This is a genomic window from Mangrovibacter phragmitis (assembly GCF_001655675.1).
Classification (GTDB): domain Bacteria; phylum Pseudomonadota; class Gammaproteobacteria; order Enterobacterales; family Enterobacteriaceae; genus Mangrovibacter; species Mangrovibacter phragmitis.
The window spans coordinates 114,097-139,873 of the sequence record NZ_LYRP01000048.1 but is presented as its reverse complement, the minus strand read 5'-3'; the positions used below and the strand labels follow the sequence as shown (position 1 = coordinate 139,873).

General features: G+C 52.1%; 23 protein-coding genes and 2 pseudogenes. 12 read left to right on the top strand and 13 right to left on the bottom strand.

All coding sequences use genetic code 11. From position 1 onward, the window contains the following. Positions 1 to 5: 5 nt before the first annotated feature. Positions 6 to 857: a diaminopimelate epimerase gene (gene dapF, locus A9B99_RS20945; protein WP_064600938.1), complete on the bottom strand. Its 852-nt coding sequence runs from the start codon at positions 855 to 857 to the stop codon at positions 6 to 8. A gap of 471 nt (positions 858 to 1,328) precedes the next feature. Between dapF and A9B99_RS20940 the strand changes: the two genes are divergently transcribed. The 9 genes from A9B99_RS20940 to A9B99_RS20900 all read left to right on the top strand — a co-directional run bounded on the left by A9B99_RS20940 (position 1,329) and on the right by A9B99_RS20900 (position 11,796). Further along, positions 1,329 to 2,162, top strand: a complete 834-nt coding sequence (locus A9B99_RS20940) for an ABC transporter ATP-binding protein (protein ID WP_064600936.1) — start codon at positions 1,329 to 1,331, stop codon at positions 2,160 to 2,162. Further along, positions 2,152 to 3,048, top strand: a complete 897-nt coding sequence (locus A9B99_RS20935; RefSeq protein ID WP_064600935.1) for an ABC transporter permease — start codon at positions 2,152 to 2,154, stop codon at positions 3,046 to 3,048. Before A9B99_RS20940 ends, A9B99_RS20935 begins: the two co-directional genes overlap by 11 nt. After that, entirely contained in the window at positions 3,048 to 4,115 is a 1,068-nt protein-coding gene (locus A9B99_RS20930; RefSeq protein ID WP_064600934.1) for an ABC transporter permease, read from the top strand. Before A9B99_RS20935 ends, A9B99_RS20930 begins: the two co-directional genes overlap by 1 nt. Before the next feature lie 132 nt (positions 4,116 to 4,247). Beyond that, entirely contained in the window at positions 4,248 to 5,264 is a 1,017-nt protein-coding gene (locus A9B99_RS20925; RefSeq protein ID WP_064600933.1) for an ABC transporter substrate-binding protein, read from the top strand. Positions 5,265 to 5,319: 55 nt separating this feature from the next. Next, positions 5,320 to 5,967 (top strand): TetR/AcrR family transcriptional regulator, encoded by a 648-nt coding sequence (locus A9B99_RS20920; RefSeq protein WP_064600931.1) that lies wholly within the window; start codon positions 5,320 to 5,322, stop codon positions 5,965 to 5,967. Positions 5,968 to 6,299: 332 nt separating this feature from the next. Beyond that, entirely contained in the window at positions 6,300 to 7,700 is a 1,401-nt protein-coding gene (locus A9B99_RS20915) for an NAD(P)-dependent oxidoreductase (protein WP_197499302.1), read from the top strand. After that, the gene (gene preA / locus A9B99_RS20910) at positions 7,693 to 8,997 is read left to right on the top strand and encodes an NAD-dependent dihydropyrimidine dehydrogenase subunit PreA (RefSeq protein ID WP_064600929.1); all 1,305 of its coding nucleotides are present in this window, start codon (positions 7,693 to 7,695) and stop codon (positions 8,995 to 8,997) included. Before A9B99_RS20915 ends, preA begins: the two co-directional genes overlap by 8 nt. A gap of 24 nt (positions 8,998 to 9,021) precedes the next feature. Then, entirely contained in the window at positions 9,022 to 10,470 is a 1,449-nt protein-coding gene (hydA, locus tag A9B99_RS20905; protein WP_064600927.1) for a dihydropyrimidinase, read from the top strand. Positions 10,471 to 10,509: 39 nt separating this feature from the next. Beyond that, complete coding sequence (locus tag A9B99_RS20900; RefSeq protein ID WP_064600925.1) at positions 10,510 to 11,796, top strand: Zn-dependent hydrolase; 1,287 nt, start codon at positions 10,510 to 10,512, stop codon at positions 11,794 to 11,796. Positions 11,797 to 12,020: 224 nt separating this feature from the next. Here the strand turns inward: A9B99_RS20900 and proX are convergent, their stop codons facing one another. The 3 genes and pseudogenes from proX to fsa form a co-directional block, all read right to left on the bottom strand. Then, positions 12,021 to 13,031 (bottom strand): glycine betaine/L-proline ABC transporter substrate-binding protein ProX, encoded by a 1,011-nt coding sequence (proX, locus tag A9B99_RS20895; RefSeq protein WP_064600923.1) that lies wholly within the window; start codon positions 13,029 to 13,031, stop codon positions 12,021 to 12,023. Positions 13,032 to 13,550: 519 nt separating this feature from the next. Then, a pseudogene (locus tag A9B99_RS23465) lies at positions 13,551 to 13,742 on the bottom strand (SDR family oxidoreductase); the annotation flags it as partial. Positions 13,743 to 13,788: 46 nt separating this feature from the next. Further along, positions 13,789 to 14,451: a fructose-6-phosphate aldolase gene (gene fsa / locus A9B99_RS20890; protein ID WP_064601029.1), complete on the bottom strand. Its 663-nt coding sequence runs from the start codon at positions 14,449 to 14,451 to the stop codon at positions 13,789 to 13,791. A gap of 138 nt (positions 14,452 to 14,589) precedes the next feature. On the opposite strand from fsa, the gene A9B99_RS20885 reads away from it, so the two are divergent. Next, positions 14,590 to 15,492, top strand: coding sequence for a glycyl-radical enzyme activating protein (locus tag A9B99_RS20885; RefSeq protein WP_064600921.1), 903 nt, complete (start codon positions 14,590 to 14,592; stop codon positions 15,490 to 15,492). Positions 15,493 to 15,496: 4 nt separating this feature from the next. Further along, positions 15,497 to 17,929 (top strand): formate C-acetyltransferase/glycerol dehydratase family glycyl radical enzyme, encoded by a 2,433-nt coding sequence (locus A9B99_RS20880; RefSeq protein ID WP_064600918.1) that lies wholly within the window; start codon positions 15,497 to 15,499, stop codon positions 17,927 to 17,929. 313 nt (positions 17,930 to 18,242) lie between these two features. Here the strand turns inward: A9B99_RS20880 and A9B99_RS20875 are convergent, their stop codons facing one another. The 7 genes and pseudogenes from A9B99_RS20875 to A9B99_RS24320 form a co-directional block, all read right to left on the bottom strand. Next, positions 18,243 to 18,539, bottom strand: a complete 297-nt coding sequence (locus tag A9B99_RS20875) for a hypothetical protein (RefSeq protein WP_064600916.1) — start codon at positions 18,537 to 18,539, stop codon at positions 18,243 to 18,245. Further along, positions 18,539 to 19,174: a division plane positioning ATPase MipZ gene (locus tag A9B99_RS20870; protein WP_064601027.1), complete on the bottom strand. Its 636-nt coding sequence runs from the start codon at positions 19,172 to 19,174 to the stop codon at positions 18,539 to 18,541. Before A9B99_RS20870 ends, A9B99_RS20875 begins: the two co-directional genes overlap by 1 nt. Before the next feature lie 301 nt (positions 19,175 to 19,475). Further along, positions 19,476 to 20,240, bottom strand: coding sequence for a DeoR/GlpR family DNA-binding transcription regulator (locus A9B99_RS20865; protein ID WP_064600914.1), 765 nt, complete (start codon positions 20,238 to 20,240; stop codon positions 19,476 to 19,478). A 110-nt stretch (positions 20,241 to 20,350) separates the two neighbouring features. Next, the gene (locus A9B99_RS20860) at positions 20,351 to 21,625 is read right to left on the bottom strand and encodes a DUF1479 domain-containing protein (protein WP_064600912.1); all 1,275 of its coding nucleotides are present in this window, start codon (positions 21,623 to 21,625) and stop codon (positions 20,351 to 20,353) included. Between the two features lie 235 nt (positions 21,626 to 21,860). Beyond that, positions 21,861 to 22,217 (bottom strand): RcnB family protein, encoded by a 357-nt coding sequence (locus A9B99_RS20855; RefSeq protein ID WP_064600910.1) that lies wholly within the window; start codon positions 22,215 to 22,217, stop codon positions 21,861 to 21,863. Between the two features lie 136 nt (positions 22,218 to 22,353). After that, positions 22,354 to 22,734, bottom strand: coding sequence for a GNAT family N-acetyltransferase (locus A9B99_RS24325; protein WP_231889228.1), 381 nt, complete (start codon positions 22,732 to 22,734; stop codon positions 22,354 to 22,356). Between the two features lie 66 nt (positions 22,735 to 22,800). Next, a pseudogene (locus A9B99_RS24320) lies at positions 22,801 to 23,499 on the bottom strand (DJ-1/PfpI family protein); the annotation flags it as partial. A gap of 232 nt (positions 23,500 to 23,731) precedes the next feature. Between A9B99_RS24320 and A9B99_RS20845 the strand changes: the two are divergent. Beyond that, entirely contained in the window at positions 23,732 to 23,941 is a 210-nt protein-coding gene (locus tag A9B99_RS20845) for a YdgH/BhsA/McbA-like domain containing protein (protein WP_064600908.1), read from the top strand. Between the two features lie 102 nt (positions 23,942 to 24,043). Here A9B99_RS20845 and gutQ read toward each other — a convergent pair whose 3' ends face one another. After that, positions 24,044 to 25,009 carry an arabinose-5-phosphate isomerase GutQ gene (gene gutQ / locus A9B99_RS20840; RefSeq protein WP_064600905.1) on the bottom strand — a complete coding sequence of 322 codons (966 nt, stop codon included), beginning with the start codon at positions 25,007 to 25,009 and terminating at the stop codon, positions 24,044 to 24,046. Beyond that, entirely contained in the window at positions 25,002 to 25,775 is a 774-nt protein-coding gene (gene srlR / locus A9B99_RS20835) for a glucitol operon DNA-binding transcriptional repressor SrlR (protein WP_064600903.1), read from the bottom strand. Before srlR ends, gutQ begins: the two co-directional genes overlap by 8 nt. Positions 25,776 to 25,777 lie beyond the last annotated feature (2 nt).

The following is a 25,777-nucleotide window of genomic DNA, read 5'->3' as shown; positions in this document are numbered from 1 at the left end:
TGAGCTTAACCGTGCATATCAAAAAAACAGTCTTTATCTAACTGAATAGTAGCCACTTTCTGTACCGGGCCACGCATCCTGACCTGAAAATCTTTATTCAGGGTAATGGTGAGTTGCCCGCCTGGCATATGCACGGTGACTTGTTCATCCACTAAACCGAGTTTGTACATGGCACTGGCGGCGGCGCAGCTGCTGCTGCCGGAAGCCAGGGTATAACCGGCTCCCCGTTCCCAGATACCAATATTGATATTATTGCGGTCCACAACTTCCACAAACTGCACATTGGTGCGCCGGGGGAATAATGGCAGGGTTTCTACTTGCCCACCCAACTGCCGGACCTGCTCCAGGTCGAGCTTTTGCACACGGATAACACAATGTGGGTTACCCATAGAGACCAGCGTTGCCTGCCAGGACTTGCCACCCAGCATTAATGGCAATGCCAGTGCTTCTGTGCCTTCTACTAATGCTGGCAGGGCGGCAGGGTTAAAACGGGCTTCGCCCATATCGACAACTACCTGATGCGCCCCTTCTTCCACCAGGCAGGAAACCTGGCCGCCCAGGGTGTTTACCTTAAAAGGCGAGTGTGCCACGCGGCCGCAGTCGAACAGGTAGCGGGCATAGATCCTGAGCCCATTCCCGCTTTTTTCAGCTTCAGAGCCATCGGGGTTAATAATACGCAATGTGGGGATCTCGCCGTCATCGCCATCCACCAACAGGCCATCGGAACCAATGCCGTAATGGCGGTCACAAACGCGCTGGATCTGCTGGTTAGTCAGTTGCGTAGCCACACTGTGGTGGCAGACCAGGTAATCGTTGCCAAGGCCGTGGTAGCGGTGGAAGGTAAGCGGGTTTTCCATGGTGAGTTCCTGAAAGTCATTAACTATTTTCATCAGCAAACCATACCGTTTTTTGCCGGTTATGCCAGTGTTGCTGTTCTGGCAGAAAGAATGTTCAGCATCGGGCTGCAGATATTAGTCATTCTGATAGTTATGACGGTATTTTCGCTGGTTTTTCCACCAACTGCCACAATGGTGGTGGTCATCTGTCACTAACTGCAACTGCGAGCCTTTTATAGGATTGCAGTTGCTGCGTTTTTCATCACTTTTGGATCAGCCCTGACCGCAGTTTTATCGCCCACGTACTTTCCTTGCCCCATCACAAAGCAACTCTGCTGTTTTTTGCACCACATATGGTCAATAAAAGTTAATATCCTGCCGCCAATTGCTGCAAACGTGCTGTGTTCTTACGGTTTTTCACTCTGGCACAAAAATGGCATAACCAAGAGAAACTTAACCAACCAGTCAAAAATTGACAGGGGGAGCAGGGGAATGAGCCAGCTAATGTATGAGGAAGAGTCTGCCGTGGTGCCTTTAAAGCCTGCCACGGCACGGCCAGCCGTTACGGTGCGTGATGTAAATGTCATTTACCCGGCGGCAGACCAGCCAGTACATGCACTTAAAGATGTGAATCTGACAATTCGCCAGGGTGAGTTTGTCTCTTTCATTGGGCCATCTGGCTGCGGAAAAACAACCTTACTGCGTGCCATTGCCGATCTCGAACAGGTGAGCTCGGGTGAGTTGCTGGTCAACGATATGTCTCCTTCTGAAGCCCGCCAGGCCGGGGCTTATGGTTATGTCTTCCAGGCACCAGTATTGCTCCCGTGGCGCACGGTGCTGGCGAATGTCATGTTGCCGTTACAAATTCAGGGTGTGCCGCCAGGCCGGTGTGATGAAATTGCCCGTGAGCAACTGGCGCGTGTCGGGCTGAAAGGGTTCGAGAAAAAGTACCCCTGGCAGTTATCTGGTGGTATGCAGCAGCGTGTTTCTATTGCCCGTGCTTTAGGTTTTGAACCCAAAATATTGATGATGGATGAACCTTTCGGTGCGCTGGATGAACTGACCCGCGACAACCTGAACCAGCAACTTCAGCAACTGTGGTATCACGAGCAACGCACGATGGTGTTCGTGACCCACTCCATTTCTGAGGCAGTGTACCTGTCCACCAAAATCGTCATTATGTCTCCACGGCCCGGGCGCATTATTAAAGTGATTGATTCACCCCTGCCTGCTGAGCGCGACCTTACAATTCGCGACACAGCTGCATTTATGCAGTTATCTCAGGCGGTGAGGGAAGCGCTGGTGGAGGGGCATCATGACCACTAGAACGCTCACCTGGGGGCGGCGTTTAACGTTCCATACTCTGCCTGTCAGTGTGGTACTGCTGGCAGTGGTCGTGCTGTGGTACGCCCTGGCTGTGGCGCTGAATGCCCATGGCACCATTGACCGGGTGTTGTCCCACCGGGCTTCCTGGAACATGGCAGACCTGATTGTCGCCTCACTGAATGCCACTCGCCCGTTACTGCCCGCTCCCCACCAAATTGTTGCTGATATCTGGAACAGCCTCACTCAATGGCCGGTGACATCGCCACGTAACCTGCTATTACACACCTGGGTGACGGCCAGCGCCGCATTAACCGGTTTCGTTATGGGAGTGGTACTGGGGATTTTGCTGGCGGTGTGTATCGTTCATTCGCACACCCTGGATAAAGCATTGTTGCCGTGGATTGTGGCTTCACAAACCATTCCGGTACTGGCTATTGCCCCCATCGTACTGATAATTCTCGGTAGCATGGGGATAACCGGTATGTTGCCGAAAGCCACCATCGCCATGTATTTGTGCTTTTTCCCGGTGACGATAGCCACGGTGCAGGGGCTGCGTTCCCCGCAGAAAATGGAGATGGAGCTGGTACACACCTGGGCGGCCAGCCGGATCCATATCTTCTGGATGGTGCGCCTGCCTTCCGCTTTGCCTTATTTGTTCCCTGCTTTTCGTGTCGCTATTGCCAGTGGGCTGGTGGGCACCATGGTGGCAGAACTGCCCACCGGAGCGCAGGCCGGGCTGGGAGCACGCCTGCTGACCAGTTCTTATTACGGCAATACCGTGCAAATCTGGTCGGCACTGGTGATGGCATCGCTGCTGGGCCTGCTATTAACCGGCATGGTCACACTGGCTGAACGCCTGGTCATGCGTAAGCGTAAGGGGGCGTGATGAAAAGTAAAACCATTCCGGGCGTTATCTCACTGCTGCTGGCGCTGCTGTTACTGGCTTTATCCCTGGTTCAACTCTCTGTTGCCTCGCCGGTGAACGGTGCGCTGGTGGTGATAAACCTGGTGCTGATTATCAGTGCGCTGCTGGCCTGTTCACCCACCTTGCCGGTCTGGCGCATGGCGGCTTTTGCCATCACCCTGGCGGCAGGTACCGTGTGGCTGGCGTGGTTGCCGCTCAGCGGGTTAACACTGGCGGCGGTGGCATTACTGGCGGTTGTCAGTGTACAGCGCCTTGCCCGCACACCATTACCGGCAAGCCTGGTTGCCAGCCTGTCAGGGCTGTGGATCCTGGTGTTCTGGCAAATCCTGGTTACGGCGTTTGCAGTGCCTCAGGTCATTTTGCCTGCGCCGCTGGCGATTATATCTGCGCTGGTGAGCAGCTCAGGCATGCTGATGGGCGATGTTCTGCAAACGGTGATCAAGTCTGTCCTGGCGGGTTATGTCCTGGGAAGTGGGCTGGGGATTGTGGTTGCTTTGTTGACAGACCGCCTGCCTTTCCTGCAACGCGGATTGCTGCCAGTGGCAAACCTGACCAGTACCGTGCCACTAGTGGGTGTGGCGCCGATAGCGGTGATGTGGTTTGGTTTTGACTGGCCTTCCAAAGCGGCTGTTGTCACCCTGGTCACCTTTTTCCCGGCTTTGGTGAGTACCCTGGCTGGCCTGAAATCCTGCGGAAAAATGGAGCAGGAACTGATGTATTGCTATGCCGCCACGCCGCGCCAGAGCCTGCTTTCCCTGCGCCTGCCTGAAGCCATGCCGTTCATCTTTAGTGCCCTGAAAGTGAATGCGACGCTGTCATTAATTACCGCGATTGTAGCTGAGTTTTTTGGCTCGCCCACTGCCGGACTGGGCTTTCGTATTTCTACTGAATCTGCGCGCATGCATATGCCAGTGGTGTGGTCTGCCATTGTGGTGGCTTCAGTTGCTGGCTCGCTGATGTACGCCCTGGTGGTCCGCCTCGACCGGCGGGTGAATTTCTGGCATCCCACAGTGCGTGGTATGTCGTAAACGAAGTGAATGAAAAATAACGTTAATTAATGATGCTTAGCACGTTTGTATTCCCTTTTTAATGCCGGTGGCTGGTAGCGGTATGCCGGAATGATTCTGGGGATATACATACCTAACCCGAGGAGTTACTCAATGATAAAACGTTCTGCTTTTCGCCGGGGATTGTTGCTGGCGGCAATGTCTGCGACGCTCGCCTTTCAAACCTTTGCCGCAGAGAAAGTGACACTCCAGTTAAAATGGGTGCCGCAGGCGCAGTTTGCTGGTTATTACGTGGCTCAGGCGAAAGGCTTTTATCAAAAAGAAGGGCTGGATGTCACTATCAAGCCTGGCGGAACGGATATTTCGCCAGTCCAGGTGATTGCCGGTAAATCTGCAGATGTCATTGTGGACTGGTTGCCTGATGCGCTTGCTTCCCGCGAAGCTGGCGTTCCATTAGTGAATATTGCTCAGGTGTATGACCGCTCAGGCATGATGCTGACCTGTAAAAAAGCCAGTGGCATTAAAACCCCGGCAGATTTTAAAGGCAAAACTCTCGGTGTCTGGTTTGGCGGCAACGAATACCCCTTCTTTAACTGGATGAACAAACTGGGGCTGAAACCGGGTAAAGATATCACCATCTTAAAACAGGGCTTCAACGTTGACCCGCTGCTACAGGACCAGGCTGCCTGTATTTCCACCATGAATTACAACGAATACTGGCAGTTAATAGACGCCGGGCTGAAAAAAGATGAACTGATTAATTTCCCATATGAAGACGAAGGGGTTTCAACCCTGGAAGACGGCCTGTACGTGCGTGGCCCGGACCTCAAAGATCCGGCGTTTGTCAGCAAAATGGCGAAGTTCCTGAAAGCGTCATTTGAAGGGTGGAACTATGCCGTTAAGCACCCGGAAGAAGCAGCAAAAATCGTGGTTGCTGAAGATGCCTCCGGTGCTTCTACTGTGGAAGGGCAAACACGCCAGATGGAGAATGTCGCCAAACTGATAACCAACGCGAACACCCCTAAAATTGGCTGGCTTGACCCGGCTGCCTACCATCGCACCATTGATGTTCTGTTGCACAGTGGCGGCGATACCCCGGTGATTAAGAAAGACCCGGGCGATGCTGCTATGACCCACATAGTATGGGATGCTGCAGCCAAACTGCAGTAATGCGTTTGCGCCAGGGAGGGCGCGCTTCATGCGTTTCGGAGGCGTACGTTGACTGATGAATGATGTATTACTCAGTGGCATGCTGGAAAACCCGGAGAAAGGGCGCATTCGCCAGGACAATGAAGCGGTTATCCTGCCAGCGGCTGAGCGGGTGTTTGCCCGTTATGGCTTTCGTGGTGCGACTATGCAGCAAATAGCCGATGAAGCCCAACTCCCCAAACCCAACCTGCACTATTACTTCGGCAATAAACAAAACCTTTATCTGCGGGTACTGGAGCGCATTCTCCATGACTGGCTGGCTCCACTCGAAGTCATGGTGGCGGACGAAGACCCCAAAGCGGCGCTGGAAGCTTATGTACGCAAAAAAATCCGCTTCAGCTTTACGCGCCCGGATGCTTCAAAACTGTTTGCCAATGAAATATTGCAGGGTGCGCAGGTAGTGCAGCCGTTACTGCAAAATCAGTTGCGCCAGATGGTAGCTGAAAAAGCACGCATGCTGGATGGCTGGATAGCGCAGGGAAAATTACGCGCAACTGACACCACCCACTTCTTTTTTACTGTCTGGTCGATGACCCAGACCTACGCCGATTTTGATATTCAGATAGCCGCAATTCTGGGGAGTGATGCCCACAGTGAAGGTGCCGAAGAACGCGCAACCCAGCATGTGCTGAGTTGCGTTTTACGGATTTGCGGCCTTGAGTAACAGTGTATCTGTTGCTTATTAATGTGGCTAAAAGAGTCAAAAATGGTGCGAAATGCACCAAAATGAAGAAATTTTCCGTGTTGCTGAAAGTGTATTGATGACCTTAAGCCTTATTTTCTGCAAGGTTAAAGGAAGATGAAATAAATGGCATGCAAATCGCATGGGTATTCCTGAAAACTTAACCATTTGGTCAAAAATTTGCAGCCAGCCTTTTCGGGAGCTGCATCTTTCAGGAGAAGCATAATGAGCAGAGACGTCCCGCAGTATGTTGTTGTTCGTTGCCCCACCGAGCTGCCCCTGTTTCATTTTTTGGCAAGTGCAGGAGGTGGCTTGTGAATAAGCATGCGCCTTTGGGTATTGATCTGGCTGGCGTACAGGCTGGCAGATTAGCCCCGGCAGATTACGCGCGTGAGTTTGCCGATTGCGAAACCCCACTCACAGCACACCAGGCTGTAACAGAAGCTGACCGTTGCCACTACTGCTATGACGCACCCTGTAGCCAGGCGTGCCCGGCTGATATCGATGTCCCAGGTTTTATTCACCGCGTGGCGCAAAACAATACGCGTGGCGCTGCCGAACTGATTCTTACAGCCAATGTGCTGGGCGGTATTTGCAGCCGGGTTTGCCCAACAGAAAACCTGTGCCAGCAGGCATGTGTGCGTAACGCGCAGGATGGCAAACCGCTGAACATTGCATTGCTCCAGCGTTTTGCCACTGACCAGTTCTTTGCCGATGGTGGCAAGCCGTTGTTTGTTCGTGCTCCCGCCACCGGGAAGCGTGTGGCCGTGGTTGGTGCAGGCCCGGCAGGCCTGACAGTTGCGCATCAACTTGCAGTTGCAGGCCACGACGTGGATATGTTTGACGCCAGCCCCAAAGCCGGGGGGCTGAATGAATATGGCCTTGCCCGTTACAAAGTGGGCGAAAATTTTGCCAGCAAAGAGGTGGCATGGCTGTTGTCTGTAGGCGGCATTCATTTTCACCCACAAACCCGCCTGGGGCAGGATGTGCAGCTTAATACCCTGCGTGAAGAGTATGACGCGGTTTTTCTCGGCCTGGGCCTTGCGGCTGTTAACGACGCCAGCCTGGGTTCAGCAGAACCCGCAGGCGTCATGGATGCCGTTGATTTTATTGCCCGCCTGCGCCAGAGCACGGACCTCCGCCAGTTGCCTGTTGGCCGTAACGTGGTGGTGATTGGCGGCGGTATGACGGCGATTGATGCCGCCGTTCAGGCGAAGAAGCTCGGTGCGCGTGACGTCACTTTGGTATACCGCCGCGGGGCTGACGCCATGAAAGCCTCACCCAAAGAGCAGGCGTTTGCCAAAGACAACGGTGTCACGCTGCGTTACTGGTCTGCACCGCTGGCGTATCAACAGCAAAATAACCAGGTGACTGGCGTGACATTCAGTGTAATGGCCCAAAGTGACACCGGCCTGGTGGACACTGGTGAACGCTACACCCTGGCTGCTGACTGGGTGTTGAAAGCGATTGGCCAGGCTTACGACCCGGCTCCGGCAGGAACGGCGATAACCCTTAAACAGGGCCGCATCTTAATTAATGAGCAGGGCCAGACCTCGTTACCGGGCGTCTGGGCCGGGGGCGACTGTTGCTTCGGTGGCCTTGATCTCACGGTTGATGCGGTGCGGCAGGGAAAAATCGCCGCAGGTTCCATTGCACAGGCACTTTCTGTTGCTACATCTCACGCTGATTTCGCCGGGGAGCACGCTCATGGCTGATTTACATAGTAATTTTTTAGGTATCCACAGTCCTAACCCTTTCTGGCTTGCCTCTGCGCCGCCAACCGACAAAGCCCTGAATGTGGAACGCGCATTTGCCGCAGGCTGGGGTGGCGTGGTGTGGAAAACCCTCGGGCTTGACCCACATGTCGTTAACGTAAGCGGCCCACGGTACAGCACGTTGCGTGGCGCAGACCGCAAAGTACTTGGCCTGAATAATATAGAACTTATCACCGACCGCAGCCTCGCGGTTAACCTGGAAGAAATTACCCAGGTGAAAAAACGCTGGCCGGACCGGGCGATAGTGGTCTCTGTCATGGTGCCCTGCGAAGAAGATGCCTGGAAAACTATTTTGCCGCAGGTGGAAGCGACTGGCGCTGATGGCATTGAACTGAACTTTGGTTGCCCGCACGGAATGAGTGAACGGGGCATGGGCGCGGCAGTAGGCCAGGTGCCGGAATATATTGAGATGGTCACCCGCTGGTGCAAACAGTATTGCAGCCTGCCGGTTATCGTCAAACTGACCCCAAATATCACCGACATCCGCTACCCCGCCAGAGCTGCGCGGGTGGGTGGCGCAGATGCCGTTTCACTGATCAACACCATCAACTCCGTGATGGGCGTTGACCTGGATTCCATGCTGATGACACCCCATACCGGCAATAAAGGTTCTCACGGCGGCTATTGTGGCCCGGCGGTGAAACCCATTGCCCTGAATATGGTGTCGGAAATTGGCCGCGATGCGCAAACCCAGGGGCTGCCGATTTCCGGTATCGGCGGGATTTCCACCTGGCGCGATGCGGCGGAATTTATCGCGCTCGGTTGTGGCAACGTTCAGGTGTGTACAGCCGTGATGGTCAATGGTTTCCAGATTGTGCGCGACATGATTAGCGGCCTGGAAAACTACATGGATCAAAAAGGGTTCCGCACCATTGAAGATTTCCGCGGCATGGCGCTGGGCAGTGTTACCGACTGGCGTTACCTCAACCTTAATCATGTTGATAAAGCCGTCATTGATCAAAGCCTGTGTATTAAATGCGGGCGTTGCCACCTGGTGTGTGAAGACACCTCTCACCAGGCCATCTCTACCTTACAAGACGGTGAACGCCACTTTGAAGTGCGCGAAGAAGACTGCGTTGGCTGCAACCTGTGCGCTTCTGTCTGCCCGGTAGAAAACTGTATTTCTCTGCGTAGTTTGCAACCCGGCGAAGTGGATAAACGCACCGGTAAAGTGGTGACCGACCAGTATGCCAACTGGACAACGCACCCCAATAACCCGATGGCAACCACCGCCTGAACCCTGAACAGAAAGGAGAAAACAATGGGTAATGTGTTGATTAAAGGCGGTACGGTGGTGAATGCCGATTACCAGCAACGCGCCGATGTGCTGTGTGCGGGCGGGAAGATTGTTGCCGTGGGTGATGCCGCTCAGTGGGATATTCCGGCGGGCACTGAAACGCTGGATGCCGGTGGGTTGTACGTGATGCCCGGTGGCATAGACCCACATACACATATGAATTTCCCGTTTATGGGCACCACCACGGTAGATGATTTCTACAGTGGGACTTCGGCGGCTCTGGCGGGAGGCACCACAACCATTATTGATTTTGTGATACCAAACCCGCAGCAGCCCTTGATGGAAGCTTACCATCAGTGGCGCGGCTGGGCAGAAAAAGCCGCATCTGACTACAGCTTCCATGTGGCGATAACCTGGTGGGATGAGAGTGTTCGCCGGGATATGGGCACGCTGGTGCGTGAAGAAGGGGTGAACAGCTTTAAACACTTTATGGCCTATAAGAACGCCATTATGTGTGATGACGAAACCCTGATGAACAGCTTCCGCCGTTGCCTGGAGCTGGGCGCAATGCCCACCGTCCATGCTGAAAACGGCGAAATGGTGTATCTCCTGCAACAAGAAATGCTGAAGCAGGGGATTACTGGCCCCGAAGCTCACCCGTTATCGCGCCCGCCAGAAGTGGAAGGCGAAGCCGCCAACCGGGCAATTACTGTTGCCAGCATTATGGGCGTACCTATTTATGTGGTGCACGTTTCCTGCCGTGAATCTGCCGAAGCCATTGCCCGTGCCCGCAACCGTGGCCAGCGGGTGTATGGCGAGGTGCTTGCCGGGCACCTGGTTATTGATGACAGCGTGTATCGCCACCCCGATTTCACCGTTGCCGCCGCCCATGTGATGAGCCCGCCATTTCGTGATAAATCCCACCAAAGTGCGTTATGGCACGGGCTGCAATCCGGCCAGTTACATACCACTGCGACAGATCACTGCACGTTCTGCGCCAGCCAGAAAGCCATGGGCAGCGACAGTTTCACCAAAATTCCCAACGGGTGCGGCGGGGTGGAAGAGCGTATGGCAGTCATTTGGGATGCCGGTGTCAACAGTGGCCGGCTGACGCCCAGTGAGTTTGTGGCAATCACCTCTGCCAACACCGCCCGCTTGTTTAACCTGTACCCGCGTAAAGGCTGTGTTGCGCCGGGTGCGGATGCAGACCTGGTGTTGTGGGACCCGGCAGGCAGCAAAACGTTATCTGCCGCCACCCATCACTCCCGTAATGATTTCAATGTGTTTGAAGGCCGGACCGTCACCGGCGTTCCGGTGTTTACCCTCAGCCAGGGGGTTGTGGTTTGGGCTGATGGTGAGTTACGTGCCCGCGAAGGTGCCGGGCGCTATATCAAACGCCCGGCATTTGGGCCGGATTTCAGTGCGGCAGCAGCCTGGGAGCGCCAGCGGGCACCACAGGCAGTAGCGCGTTAATACCCTGTTATTCGAATTCAATGAAGGAAGGAGAAAGTCATGACAAGTGAAGTATTATCCGCAACGAAAAAAACGGCAGATATCCAGAGCCTGCGCATTAATGGCCAACGCTTGTGGGATTCACTGATGCGCCTGGCTGAAATTGGTGCCACGCCGAAAGGCGGTGTATGCCGCCTGACACTGACGGATCTCGACCGCCAGGGCCGCGACCTGGTGGTGTCCTGGGCCAAAGAAGCCGGGTTATCTGTAGAAGTGGACCAGATTGGTAATGTGTTTATGCGCCGTGCCGGGCGCGATAACAGCCTGCCACCTGTTGTCGCGGGCAGCCATATCGATACCCAGCCCACCGGCGGCAAATTCGACGGTAACTTCGGTGTGCTTTCCGCCCTGGAAGTGATTCGCACTCTGAATGACTACGGTATTGAAACTGAAGCACCCGTAGAAATGGTGTTCTGGACCAACGAAGAAGGTTCACGCTTTGTTCCGGTGATGATGGGCTCCGGGGTGTTTGCCGGTATTTTCACTCTGGAGCAGGCCTATGCCGCTACTGATCCCGCAGGAAAAACCGTAAAAGATGAGCTGCATAAAATTGGTTATGCCGGGCCGGCAGTTCCCGGGCAACACCCGATTGGTGCTTATTTTGAAGCCCACATTGAGCAGGGGCCGATTCTGGAAGACCAGGATATTTCTATTGGCGTGGTGCAGGCCGTGCTGGGGATCCGCTGGTATGACTGTACTGTAACCGGGATGGAATCCCATGCCGGGCCAACTCCGATGGCTATGCGCCAGGATGCACTCCAGGTCTCCACCCGGATTATGCAGGAAGTGATCGCCATTGCCGGGCAGTTTGCGCCCCATGGGCGGGGAACAGTGGGTATGGTGCAGGTGTACCCCAACAGCCGCAACGTGGTGCCAGGCAGCGTGAAGTTTTCCATTGATTTCCGCAACATGACAGATGCCGATGTCGATAACATGGATGCTGCCCTGAAAGCCTTTATTGCCAAAGTGGAACAGGAAAGTGGCCTGAGCGTTAAGCTGGAGCAGGTGTCTCACTACCCGGCTGCGCCTTTCCACCCATCCTGCAAAGATGCCGTGCGCCGTGCCGCTCAGCAGTTGGGCTATTCCCATATGGATATTGTCTCTGGTGCCGGGCACGATGCAGTATATATGAGCATGCTCGCCCCCACCGGGATGATTTTTATCCCTTGCAAAGACGGTATCAGCCATAACGAAATTGAGTATTCCTCACCAGAACAGGTCGAAAAAGGTGGCAATGTGCTGTTGCATGCCATGCTGGAAAAAGCGCAGGTGGTCAGCCGGAATTGAGTGCTACAGGATTCTGATTATATCTTCGGGATTAACGGGGGTTATCCCCGTTGTTCCCGGCAGGTTACCAATAACATATACACCAATAACAATAGAAAGATTAATGGCCTGATGTATCGGGAAGTAATCAACACAATTGTGTGGGAACACCGTGAAATACAAACGTTATTCACCAAAATACTCCCCCGGAAAGCCAGAGGAGTATAACAACCTGGTTAATGATACTAAGACTGATTAGCGGCAGCCATGGCCTGTTTTACCCAGCCATCGAAGGTACTTTGGTGCGCTTTAATCCAGCCATCAACTTGTTGCTGAACATCCTGTGCGGAGTCCTGGCCTTCATGCATCCGCAGGTTCTGGGCATTCACATCTTCCAGGGGAAGTTTCATGATGGCAAACAGTTTTGCCGCTGCCGGGTTTTTATCCGCCCATGCTTTATTCGCCACAATGTGTTCGTTATTAACGGAGAAACCATAATTCTTGCCATTTGGCAGGGTGGTATCCAGCCCTTTTAACCCGCCAGGGTTGGCGGAGAATGGCACGGTGAGCCATACCACATCTTTACCTGGTTTTAATACAAAACTTACCCAGTAAGGCGTCCAGGCATAATATAATACCGGCTTGCCTGCTTTATAACGAGCCAGCGTTTCTGCAATAATTGCGGAGTAGTTCCCCTGATTCTGCTCGACAGTATTGCTTAACCCATATGCTTTGATTTGTGTAGCAATGACAGCTCCACAATTCCAGCCAGGATTACAACCCGTTAAATCGGCCTTGCCATTACCAGTGGAGTCGAACAGTTTTGCTATTTTCGGATCTTTAAGCTGGGAGAGATCAGTAATATGGTATTTGTCGGCTGTTTTCTTATCAATTAAATACCCTTGTGCGGCACCACTGATATACGTCCCTTTGCGGTAAAACTTTTTGTCGCCGCCTGCTGAGTTATACATGTCGTTCTGTAACGGTTCCCAGTTAACTGCCATATAAGTGGCATCACCCTCAGATATGGCTGTATACGCAACGTTGTAATCCACCTCTTTGGTTGGCTTAACATCGTAGCCTAATTTTTCAAGTGCGCGGTTTACCAGTTCAGTCTGAAAGGATTCTTCCGGGAGTGGGCTTTGTACGGGGTAAACAGTTACACCTTTGCCGGGTAATCCAGCAGCCGTTGCGGACCCGGTTGCCATCAGTACGGCGGAAATTAAGGTGAGTGCAACAGGAAAGGTCTTTTTCATGGAACGGTTCCTTATGATGTTGTGCATATTATTCTCCGCCATAGCAGGGCGGATTTATAATTTTTTGGAGCACACATCAATAATGCGGCGGCGCTGAGATGCAGCAGGCGTATTATTGATTTTTGCTCATGCGGATGATGGTGAAAACAAAATTAACGCCATCAATTTTTAACGGTTTTTTGCGTTGTGCTACAATGATAATAGATGTTTTAGTTATCTTGTTTTGCCCTGTGTAAATATGTTGTTAATATCAACCCTACCATAATCTCTCTTCAAATCAAGTGCTAATGTTCTGCTTAATTCTCCCGGATGGTTAACTAATGCTGGCGATTATTACCTGCAATTGAATATAGTGTAATATTTTATTTATCTTGAAAAATACAAATTATATCAATGTGTTAGATTGGTTGTTTTGTGGGGTGGATATTGGAGAGTTGAAAGAATCATTCCGGCCTGATTATTGGCTTCGTCGCGTGCTGAAATGGCGCATATGACTTTAGTGATATACGCGCACAGTGATCAGGATAATGATGCGCCACCACAAATAATGTGTTCCTGGCCGGTTATTGCCCCCGCTTCTGGCGAGACCAAAAAATTGACCAGTGCAGCCACTTCTTTTGGGTCGATATAGCGGCCAATAGGGGGAAGTTTAGGTGGCGATGAAACACGGCCTGGTTGAGAGAGTATGGGGGAATAAGGTGCCCCTGGTGCTGGCGGATGCCGCATCGGCCAGAGGCACGGTGTAATCTTTCGCGCTTTATAACTGTTTACTCCCGAACGCGCCCAGCCAGTCTTGCTCAAATTTCTCAACCGCCGCTGTTACCGCCGGAGCAGAAATAAATTGCGTCGCCACATCCACGGGCAGTGTGATGGCACCGCAACCTGCCAGCAGGCAGTCCAGCGCCTGGCGGGGGGTTTTAAAGCTGGCGGCCAGTACTTGTGCCTGGGGCGCGTGTTGAACTAACAGTGACTGCAGGTCATTCACTAATTCAATACCACTCCCGCCCTGGGCATCCACCCGGTTAATGTATGGTGCAACATAGCGTGCGCCTGCCAGCGCAGACAGTAACCCCTGAGCTGCACCATAAACGGCAGTACCCAGTGTGGGAATACCTTCCTTGCTCAGGCACTTAATCGCTGCCAGCCCTTCTGGTGTTACCGGCACTTTCACTACCAGGTCCGCGATAATTGCCCGTAGTTTTCTTGCGTCATCCACCATTCCCTGCGCGGTATCAGCCATCACCTGGGCGAACAATTGCCCGGTTCCCCCCAGCGCATCATATAACGCGGGCAACAGGTTTTCTGGCCGTTGTTTACTGCTGGCAACAATACTGGGGTTAGTCGTCACACCCGCAAGAGGAAGGATGCGGGCCAGTTTTTTTACAGCGTGGATATCAGCGGTATCGAGGTAGAGCTCCATATTCAACTCCTGAAATTGTGATGGTTCGCGGCTTTTCATCATCATAGGCCAGCGAGCCGTATTTTTGTTGTCGAAAATCAAGTTTTCTTTCTTTCGAAAGTGTTTTTATTTTTATACGAAACACAGTCAGGAGGCGAGATGATTTTCAATATCCAGCGGTATTCCACCCATGACGGACCCGGGATCCGCACTGTTGTCTTCCTGAAAGGTTGCTCTTTAGCTTGCCGGTGGTGCCAGAACCCGGAAAGCCGCAGTGCAGAACAGGAAGTGCTGTTCGATGCCCGTTTATGCCTCACCGGTTGCGCGCGTTGCTGCCATGCAGCGCCTCAGGCAATTAGCCGTAAACCGGGCGGCGGGCTGGATATCGCCCGTAGCAAACTTTCGGGTAGTGCGGTTAAGGCGTTGGTGAAGTGTTGCCCGAGCCAGGCGCTGACTGTATGCGGGGAAAACCGCACGGTGGAAGACATCATGCAGGTGGTGTTGCGTGATAAGCCGTTTTACCAGCGCAGTGGTGGCGGGGTAACGCTTTCTGGCGGCGAACCTTTTATGAACCCGGAATTAGCCCTGGCACTGTTGCAGGCCAGCCATGAGGAGGGTATTCACACTGCCGTGGAAACCTGCCTGCATGTTCCCTGGCACAATATTGAACCCTGCCTGCCTTTTACCCGCCTTTTTCTGGCCGACCTGAAACATACCAACACTGAGTTATTCAAAACCTGGACCCGGGGCTCAGCACGGCGAGTTATGGCTAACTTGCAACGCCTTGCGGAACAGGGCGCACAGGTCGTTATCCGTGTGCCTTTAATTCCTGGGTTTAATGCCAGTGAAGGTGCTGTACGCAGCATTGTGGATTTTGCAGCCGGGTTACCCGGCGTTGAACAAATACATTTTTTGCCTTACCACACCCTGGGCATGAACAAATACGCCCTGCTTGGCCTGCCTTATGAAGCGCCGGGAAAGCCCCTTGATAACCCGGCCTTGCTTACTTTTGCTCAGTCATATGCATACCAAAAAGGCCTGGCAGCCACTTTACGAGGATAATTGTATGACACAGTTGAAACTTGATGTCCTGACCGACCGAATTAAGGCACATAAAGCGGCTCTGGTGCATATCGTCAAACCCCCTGTTTGCACCGAGCGCGCGCAGCATTACACCGAGGTGTACCAGCAGAATATGGACAAACCGGTAGCTGTGCGCCGGGCACTGGCTCTGGCCCATCACCTGGCACAGCGCACTATCTGGATCCAGCACGACGAATTGATAGTGGGAAACCAGGCAAGCGAACTGCGTGCCGCCCCCATATTCCCGGAATACACCGTTTCATGGATTGAGAAAGAAATTGATCAACTGGCAGAACGCCCGGGAGCCGGGTTCTCCGTAAGTGAAGAGAATAAGCGAATTTTGCACGAGCTATGCCCGTGGTGGCGTGGGCAAACGGTGCAGGACAGGTGTTACGGCATGTTTACCGCCGAGCAAAAAGCCATACTTGATACTGGTATTATCAAAGCAGAAGGCAATATGACTTCCGGGGATGCCCACCTGGCGGTGGATTTTCCTGTGTTACTTGAAAAGGGGCTGGACGGGCTGCGTGAAACAGTTAATACCCGGCGTGAACTGATTAATCTGACGGTGCTGGAAGATTTGCATGGCGAGCAGTTCTTAAAAGCGGTAGATATCACTCTGGAAGCGGTCAGCCAGCACATTACCCGTTATGCGGACCTGGCCCGGCATATGGCGGAATGCGAACCACGGGCTGAACGGCGGGAAGAGTTGCTGGCAATCGCCCATAATTGCGATGTGGTTGCCCATGAGCCGCCGAAAACTTTCTGGCAGGCGCTGCAGTTGTGCTATTTCATCCAGTTGATTCTGCAAATTGAATCCAATGGCCACTCTGTTTCCTTCGGGCGCATGGATCAGTATCTCTACCCCTGGTACCGGCGCGATGTTGAACTGGAACAATCGCTGAGCCGCGAGCAGGCCATTGAATTACTGCAAAGTTGCTGGCTGAAACTGCTGGAAGTTAACAAGATCCGTTCAGGTTCTCATTCTAAAGCCTCCGCAGGCAGCCCGCTGTACCAGAATGTGACTATTGGTGGTCAGAACCTGGTAAATGGTAAACCGGTAGATGCGGTTAACCCGTTATCCTGGTCCATTCTTGAATCCTGTGGGCGGCTGCGTTCAACCCAACCAAACCTGAGTGTGCGCTACCATGCAGGCATGGGCGATGACTTTCTCGATGCTTGTGTGCAGGTGATTCGCTGTGGTTTCGGTATGCCGGCATTTAATAACGATGAAATTGTTATTCCTGAGTTTATTCGCCTGGGTGTGTTGCCGGAAGATGCGTATCAATATGCTGCCATTGGGTGTATTGAAACGGCAGTAGGGGGCAAATGGGGTTACCGGTGTACCGGCATGAGCTTTATCAACTTTGCCCGTGTCATGCTGGCGGCGCTGGATGGTGGCCGTGATGCCACCAGTGGCAAGGTATTCCTGGCTCAGCCTGAAGCCCTTGCCGCTGGTAACTTTGCTGATTTTGAATCTGTGCTGGCCGCCTGGGATAACCAGATTCGCTATTACACGCGTAAATCTATTGAAATTGAATACGTCGTGGATACGGTTCTGGAAGAAAATGCCCACGATATTCTGTGTTCAGCGTTAGTGGACAACTGTATTGAACGGGCGAAAACCATCAAACAGGGTGGGGCAAAATATGACTGGGTTTCTGGTTTGCAAGTTGGTATAGCTAACCTGGGTAACAGCCTGGCCGCAGTGAAACAACTGGTGTTTGATGACCAGGCAATCAGTCAGCAACAACTGGCCAGCGCACTGGCAGACGATTTTGCAGGTGCGGAGTTTGAACAGCTACGCCAGATACTGGTTAACCGTGCCCCGAAATATGGTAATGACGATGAGTCTGTGGATGCACTGCTAGTACGCGCTTATCAAACTTATATTGATGAGCTGAAGCAGTACCACAACCCACGTCACGGGCGTGGCCCTGTTGGCGGGGATTACTATGCCGGCACTTCTTCTATTTCTGCCAATGTGCCATTTGGCGCGGCGACGATGGCAACCCCGGACGGGCGCAAAGCCCATGCGCCACTGGCGGAGGGGGCAAGCCCTGCATCTGGCACCGATCACCTTGGCCCCACCGCGGTTATCAGTTCAGTCGGCAAATTGCCCACAGGCTCAATTCTGGGGGGCGTGTTACTTAACCAGAAGCTCAACCCTTCTACCCTGGATAACCCGGCAGACCGCGAAAAACTGATGTTTTTACTGCGCACTTTCTTTGAAACCTATAAAGGCTGGCATATTCAGTACAACATTGTTTCCCGGGAAACACTGGTTGAAGCGAAAAAGCATCCGGACCAGTACCGTGACCTGGTGGTGCGGGTGGCCGGATATTCGGCATTCTTTACTGCGCTGTCGCCGGATACCCAGGATGACATTATCGCCCGTACTGAACATGTGTTGTGACACCGCAACTGGCGCCACACTCGCCTGTAGTGTGGCGTGAACTCCGTAAAGCATAAGTGTTATGTAATAAATATGAAGTAATACATGCGAAGTAATAAATGTGAGGTGGAGAGTATTAAAGTGTGCAGGGGCAAGGAGTGCGCGTGGCAACAAATAACAGCTACTCAGGCCAGGCGTAATACTTCATACTTATGAATGATGTATTTATGAATGATGTGGATATGAATTAATACATGTCCATTCTGATAACCATACTTTGGTGCCCAACCCCACAGCGGCTGCACAACAGGCAGGTGCGGTGGGGTTTGTTTTATTATGGATGGTTTTTAAAGTATTCCGCCAGCGCATCACGAATCAATGCACTGACACTTTTTGGGTCGCGGCCACTGCGTTTATTGCGCAGTGCCGTATCTTCGGTTTTATCCAGTAACGATGCTGGCAGCGAAATAGTGGTGCGTTTCAGTGGGTCTTCCGCTTCTGTAACTGGTGCGCTGTTACCCGGTGAACCGTAAGGTTTGCCTGCCAGGCGCTCTGCCAGTTGTTCGATGTCCTGGTCACTGGCATATTTCCGGGTGGCGGATGCCTGCTGGCTGGGTTTTTTCAGTGCCATCAGAACACCTCCTTAATCAGTGCAAGCACTTCATTTTTCGCCTGCTCATTACTGGTTTCCATAACGGATTTCCCCTGAGGCATGACATCACGGTAAACCTTGCGAAAGCAGGCTATGGCATTAAGTGGAGTGATTTCCGGGAATTCTTTAATGTATTCCAGAAATTCATAGCGCTCATTGCCGCGAATCAGCGGGTTGGTGGTCGCCATCGTCTGGTAACCGAACACTTTTAGTTCCGGGTTAAGGTCGCGCCATGAGATAACCTGCTGTTGCAGCTCAATAAGCGTATCGAGATCCAGTTGTGAACTTTGGTGCGGGGCGATAATAATATCAGCCACAGTACCACCCGTTACCAGTTCGCGGCTGTTACGACCGGTTACATCAACAATAACGTGGGTGTATTTCTCGTTCAGGCTTCGCAATGTGGCGGCGATATTATCCCGTTTTTCCACCAGAGTGATGGCAGGGCTTAACCGCGCTTCTTCCCGTTCACCAATCCACCTGGCGGCGGAACGTTGCACATCTGCATCCACCAGGCACACATCGTTGCCCTGTTGCGCAAGGCCGACAGCAAGGTTAATCGCTGTTGTTGTCTTGGCGGCACCACCCTTGTTACAACCCACAATTGTTATCATTGCAACCTCCAATGTTAAGTATGAAGTAATACTTATCACTTCATATGTATTACGTATTCTTTGCTGGCCTGCCCTTTCAGCAAGGGTAGGCAGTAAACGCGCACAGTATGAATGAATCATTATGAGGTGTGAAGTGTCACTTCACAGGTGGTACTTCACAAGTAACATGTATGAAGTATTACTTATGAAGTACTATTTATGAACCAGCCGGAGTTAAATCAGTGCCATAGCGAGGCAACGAAGCGATATTTATCTGCCTTATTTTTAGCAGGGAAAGCCGTTGCCATAAGGCTTTGCGCTGTTATGCAATAGCGGCTGCATCGGTGACCTGGTCTACCTGAATACCCTGCTCTTGCATGCATTTCAGGGCGTCCGCAGGCAGTTGGGAGTCGGTTATTACATGGCGAAACCCATGGTTTTCTGTCGATAATGGGTAAGGGTGAATGATTCCGAATTTTGATGAGTCGGTTAACGCGATGGCCTCAATGCCTTTATCCAGAAGCGCACAAACCACGTCACTACGCATCATGTTGCGCCCGGTAAACCCGGTATCTTTGTGCCAGCCATCAACGCCAATAAACGCTTTTTGAAAATGCACATGCTGGATACACAGGCGGGTTAACGGGCCAACAACAGACTCACTCCCTTTTTGGTATAACCCGCCCAGAACAATCACTTCACAACGGGCATTTTTCAGGAGTTGAGCAATATAGTGGCTGACTGTCACCAGGGTTATTGACGGGTTATCAGCAAGGCTGCGTGCCAACAGTGCGTTAGTACTGCCGCCTTCAATAAACACCGATTCACCGTCTTTCACCTGCGAGGCCGCGTATTCTGCGAGAGTCTTCTTCAGTGGAAACCGGGTATTCATGCGTACGCCGACATCTTCCAGATCCATAGCAATGGCAGAACCGTGAACACGCTTTAAGTAGTTTTCGCGCTCCAGTGCCGTCAGATCCTGGCGGATGGTGACTTCAGAAACACCCGTAAGGTGCGATAATTCGTTAACGCTGACGCTGCCTTTGTCGTTCACTAACTGGATTATTTTTTGATGGCGTGCATTCATGTTTCAGTTCACTGATTACCCTTGATTTTGCCAGTGTAACAAAAAGGCAGGCCTGGCAGAAAGGCGCAGCAGTTCTGGCACCCTGTAAATGGCAGAGCGCCAGCGCGGTGTCAGACGTGGTACAGGCTTATCCCTAAGCTGCGGCGGCCATTATCGTTTAAATCCGCAATCAGGAACCTGTCCTGCCAGTGCTGTTCGTAGTTTTCACGGGGAAAATCGCCCGGTGAAGCGCCTTGTTCCAGCGCTTCGACTACGCGCCGGGCATAGCGGCGGTTTTTATCACACAAAGGAGCTGCCGGAATATACATGACATTACCGAAGCCTTGCTGGTTTTCTACCGGCGCTACGGCGTGAATAACATCGCAGTGCCACCAGACAGAGTCACCTGCTTCCAGTTGCGGAATGCTGCATAACCCGTTTGCCAGAAGCGGATGCCATTGCTCACTGATGGGTAACACACGGCCAGGTGCAACGCCACAGAGTTCATCTTCCGGAACATCATCCAGTAATGGGCGCAGGAGTACCAGCGCCATCGCTTCGGGGACCGGCACTACATGCAGTAAACCCTGGCCAGGTTGCATGTCTGACAGCGCAGTCCAGCCCTGAAAAGTGCGAAAAACCGAGCACTTAGTCGTGTTATCGACATCATATTCGTCAACGTCTGTCCGCCAGGCGGCATCCCACGGGTCATACTGGTCAAACTGGTTATTGAAGATATGGCGGAATACTTGCTGGTAAGCCGGTAATAACCAGCGCTCCAGTGCGCCTGAGTCAGTGTGGGCACCTAATCCTTTTGATGTGGTGCCGGGTAAACGGCGGCGGATCCGGTCAGGGTAAATAATGCTGACATCGGGATCAAACCATTGTTTTCCTTGCGATTCAAATGACCACAAACGATTCAGAAATGACTGAACACCTGCCATTGAGTCACTTTGGCGAGCCTCCATTTGGGCACGAGACCAGTAAATCGGGTAAATCTCCGGGCGCGAAGCTTCCAGAGAACCAAAAAAGTTATCACCCGGGCCGCGGTAAATGTCATCGAATTTATTGGTGTCCAGGTAGTTCAGCATGGACTGATCCCAGGCGAGAGCCTGCTCGCGCGGGAAATGTTGTTTAACCACCAGGCAACCCCGCCGTTTGACGCGCGCCCGCAGAGTATCACTGATATTACCCGACAAAATTTCTTCGCGGCTAGCAACTGGCCAGGCGGTGCCATAGCGCTGTTCATCTTCCCGGGCTGCAGCCAGTTCATGAGTAATTTTGGCTTCAACGTGTTTAAACAAACCGGCCACATCACCAATTTGGGCCCGCAGGGCTCGTTTCATGTTCACAATGCTGGCTTTGACATCTTCAGGCAGAGTTTGTGCAGTGAATGTATCTTTCATCGTTGGCTCCTGTTTTATCTTCGAATGAATTATATTTACTTTCATTCGTAATTTTGGCGAGTATAACAACTATGAAACATTTAAATGCGAATAAGGTCACAAACTGTGGGGAGCACTATCAAAGGGGGACAACAGGTTGCCCTGTAACAAACGGAGGTGGAAGCCAGGAAACAACACGGTGGCTCAGGGCTCACCGTGCTGGTAGTGAAGGCAAAAAATTAAATTTCGCGGGCCATTAATGCTCGTAAAAAATGTTACCTTCTTCTGCGCGCAGAACTTTGCCTTCGGCATTGGTAATGAGTACATAATCACCACCCATGTAGGTCCAGTGGCTGTCGGGCTCTGGCGCAGGCAGGTGGCGGAGCTGCCACTTGTCAATTTCATAGGTTTTTGAACGATAAAGTTCAGGCACAATGTCGCCAATACTGAAATGCTTAAAATCAGCGGTGAACGACGTAATGGCGTAAGGATCCTGCCCGCTGGTTTGTGCTGCGGGCGCCGCTGTTTCATCATCAGCATGCGCGCAGGCAAATGGCAACACGCTGGTGCTAAGCAACAGCACGGATAACAGTAACGCTATGGACTTGGACATAACCTCTCCCGATGAAACTGCTTTGAACATGGACAAGTAGCGCATCGATAAAAATAAATAAACAGGACAGCATTAGACACGCCCGCTATGAATTAATATGCATGGATTTTGTTTCCTGATGTAACCTTATGTACCTTCAGGTAAGCAGATGTCTCGCCATACGGATATAGGGCAAGCCTGATTTCTCGAAAGGCGCAGAACAGGGGGCAAACCCCAGTTTCTCATAAAATGCACAGGCAGTTTGCCGGGCGTCCAGCTCAAAACGCTGCGCACCTTGTTGTTCCAGTTGTTTTAGCACTGTGGTTAGCAGGATTGTGCCAAACCCTTTACGCTGCCATTGAGGCAAAGTGGCAAACTTGCGTATCTGCCAGTGCCCCTCAGCCAGGGAAAATGCGGAAAGGCAACAGATGAGTTCACCTGTGTGATACACACCAAAGTGCAGAGCAGTATCATCACCAGGTACAGCACTGAATGCCAGCGGCTTATCTGGCCATAACACTTGCTGGCGCAGGGGCATATATTCGCCATTTTCCAGCACGGCAATATGCCAGCCATCACCATAATCAGATTGTTTTACCTGGTAGCTTGCCGTGTGCCGGGTAACAGCAAGGCGCTGGCTGGCGAATGCCTGGTTAGTGAGTTGCACCTGTGCCAGCACATCGCGTGGTGCCTGGCCTGGTGTGCCACTGTTAAACGGTGGTTGTGGGGCATACTCCAGTTGTAGCTGAATCCCCTGAGCGATATCTGCTCCCCAAATATCACTTATTACGCTCAGCGCAAAATCAATACCCGATGTAACACCCGCCCCGGTAATTCTGTTGCCATCATGCACCACTCGTTGTGCCAGCGGAATGGCGCCAAGCAGGGCAAGTTGGTCCAGTGAGGCCCAGTGCGTTGTTGCCTGGTAGCCATGCAGCAGCCCGGCAGCTCCCAGCACTAATGCGCCAGTACATACTGCCGTGATAAAACGCGCCTGTTGCGCCCGTTCACGCAGAAACTGCAGGGTTTCAGTGTCATCCATCAGCGGGATTTGGCCGGGGCCACCGGGTACACAAATTAAGTCAAGTTGTGGGCAGTCGGTAAAGGTCGCCGTGGGTTGAATCCCCATGCCTTTGTCAGACTGAACAATGTCTCGTGTCTTCCAGATAAGGTGCACCTGAGCACCCGGCGCACGGGAAAACACTTCCCACGGGCCGGTTAAGTCCAGTTGCGTCACCCCCGGGAAAAGAAGAAATCCAATGGAGAATGGGTTCAAAACCTTGCTTTGTATGGAGGAAGCCATGAGTCACCTTTTTACCGTATCTGCCCGCGCCGATAAGCCAGCCTATAACAGTATGAAAGTATTACCAATCGGTAACGGATGCGTGCTGCGTTTTTATTTTCTGAATATAAGAAAGTGATCTGGATCGCACTTTTTGCTACCATGCTAATAATTTCTAGAGTTATTATTTCACCCATCGAAGGCACAGGCCTTTTACCAGTATTGATAGATGAATTGAATTAGGAACAAGACCATGAAAATGATGAAAACGCTTTTTGCTGTTGCTGCGTTAACCCTGGTTTCTACTGCAAGCTTTGCACAAACTGTGAGCGCCACCGCCAGTACTCTGGATGGTGCGGAAGCGAAAATTGCTGCAGAGGCTAAACAGGATGGTGCGTCTTACCACATCACTGAAGCCCGTGATGGTAACCAGGTTCATATGACCGCAGAACTGACCAAATAATTAATGGTCGCTGAGGGAACAGCCGGACGAAGCCGCGTGAGTGCGGCTTTTTCCGGTTGTTTTGTTTCTGAAAACGTTCTTTCTGCCAGAGCGGCAGTGGCGTTATAAAATGCCAGCCTGCCAGAAATCTTGCAGGTTAATAGCCCCTGCCAGTTTGTGATTACTGTCAGTGACAGGCGCGGCGCTGATGCGCCGGTTCATAAGTTGTTCTTTTGCTTCTACAGCACGGCTGTCAGCATTCAGTGTAAACCCACCACGAGTCATTGCCTGAGTGACACTGTCTTCCAGTTTACCGCCACCTACCAGCCAACGCCTTAAATCACCATCGGTAAAGACACCACTGACTTCAGTGCGTGTATTAACGACGGGTACCATTCCCAGGCCAGTACGGCTTAATTCCAGCATTGCGTCCATCACTGTTGCGCTGTCGGTAACCTGTGGCACATTTTCGCCCTGGCGCATCAAATGGTGTACCCGGTTGAGTAAGCGTGCGCCGAGCGCCCCTGCAGGGTGAGAGCGGGCAAAATCTTCTTCGTTAAACCCGCGCGCCTGCATGACTGCCATTGCCAACGCATCGCCCATCATCAGGGTATTTACGGTGCTGGAGGTAGGCGCCAGATGCATTGGGCAGGCTTCACGCTCAATCGAAATATCAATAACTGCGTGTGCTGCCTGTGCCAGAGGAGAGGTGTTCTTGCCGGTTATTGCCAGTAACAATACTTGTTTTTCAGCCAGGCGGGGGAGGATAAAATCCAGCTCTTTTGCCGTGCCGGAATAGGAGATAAATAACAGGATATCGCGCGATTCAATCATGCCCAGATCACCATGCAGCGCTTCTGCCGGGTGAACAAAGAAAGCCGGTGTCCCGGTACTGGCAAGTGTCGCGGCCAGTTTTCTGCCAATATGGCCGGATTTTCCCATACCGGACACAATCACTTTGCCATTGCAGTGCAGCACTGCTTTAGCTGCTTTCAGAAAGCCTTCATCAAGACGCTCTGGTAATTTACTGGCTTCATGTAACTCCAGAAGCAGGGTGTTTTTGGCGGCGGCGAGCAGAGAATCACTCATTATTTTCTCCTGTGATAATGACTTTTATCCCGGAGTCTTCCAGTGCTTTGTGGAATTCCGGGCTGATGCCATTGTCCGTTATCAATATATCTACCTGGTCTAATCCACACACAACGTTCGGGCTTTTGCGCCCAAATTTGGTTGAGTCTGCCATCAGAATAACTTGCCTTGCGGCGTTACACATTGCTTTACTGACAGTAAATACCTCATTAAACGTGGTTACACCCGCATTCAGGTCAATACCATCGGTACCCATGAATAATTTATCGAAGCTGAAGTGCTCAAAGGCATTTTCGGCCAGCTGCCCATGAAAAGAGGCGGATTTTTTGCGAAATGTGCCACCCGGCATCAGGATGGTTTGTTCGTTATCCAGTTCAGAAAGTGCATTGACGATATGCAGGCTGTTGGTCATTACCGTGATGTTGTTAAAGTGCTCCAGCAGCGGCACCATTTGCAGCACGGTACTCCCGGCATCCAGAATAATGGAGTCGCCATCCTGAATAAAACCGACGGCGGTGTGCGCAATTTCTTTTTTTTGTCGGGTATTAATCAGGGTTTTGTGATCAATGGGGGGATCGGCTTCGTCTTTGTTCAGCATCACGCCACCGTAGGTGCGAATGACGGTACCGGCGTTTTCCAGTGACACCAAATCTTTGCGAATGGTGGTTCCTGTGGTGGCAAAGAACTGAGCCAGTTCTTCAACCGAAGATTTACCTTGTTTCTGCAGATGCTCAAGAATGGCGGCCTGGCGTTGACGTGGTTTCATTA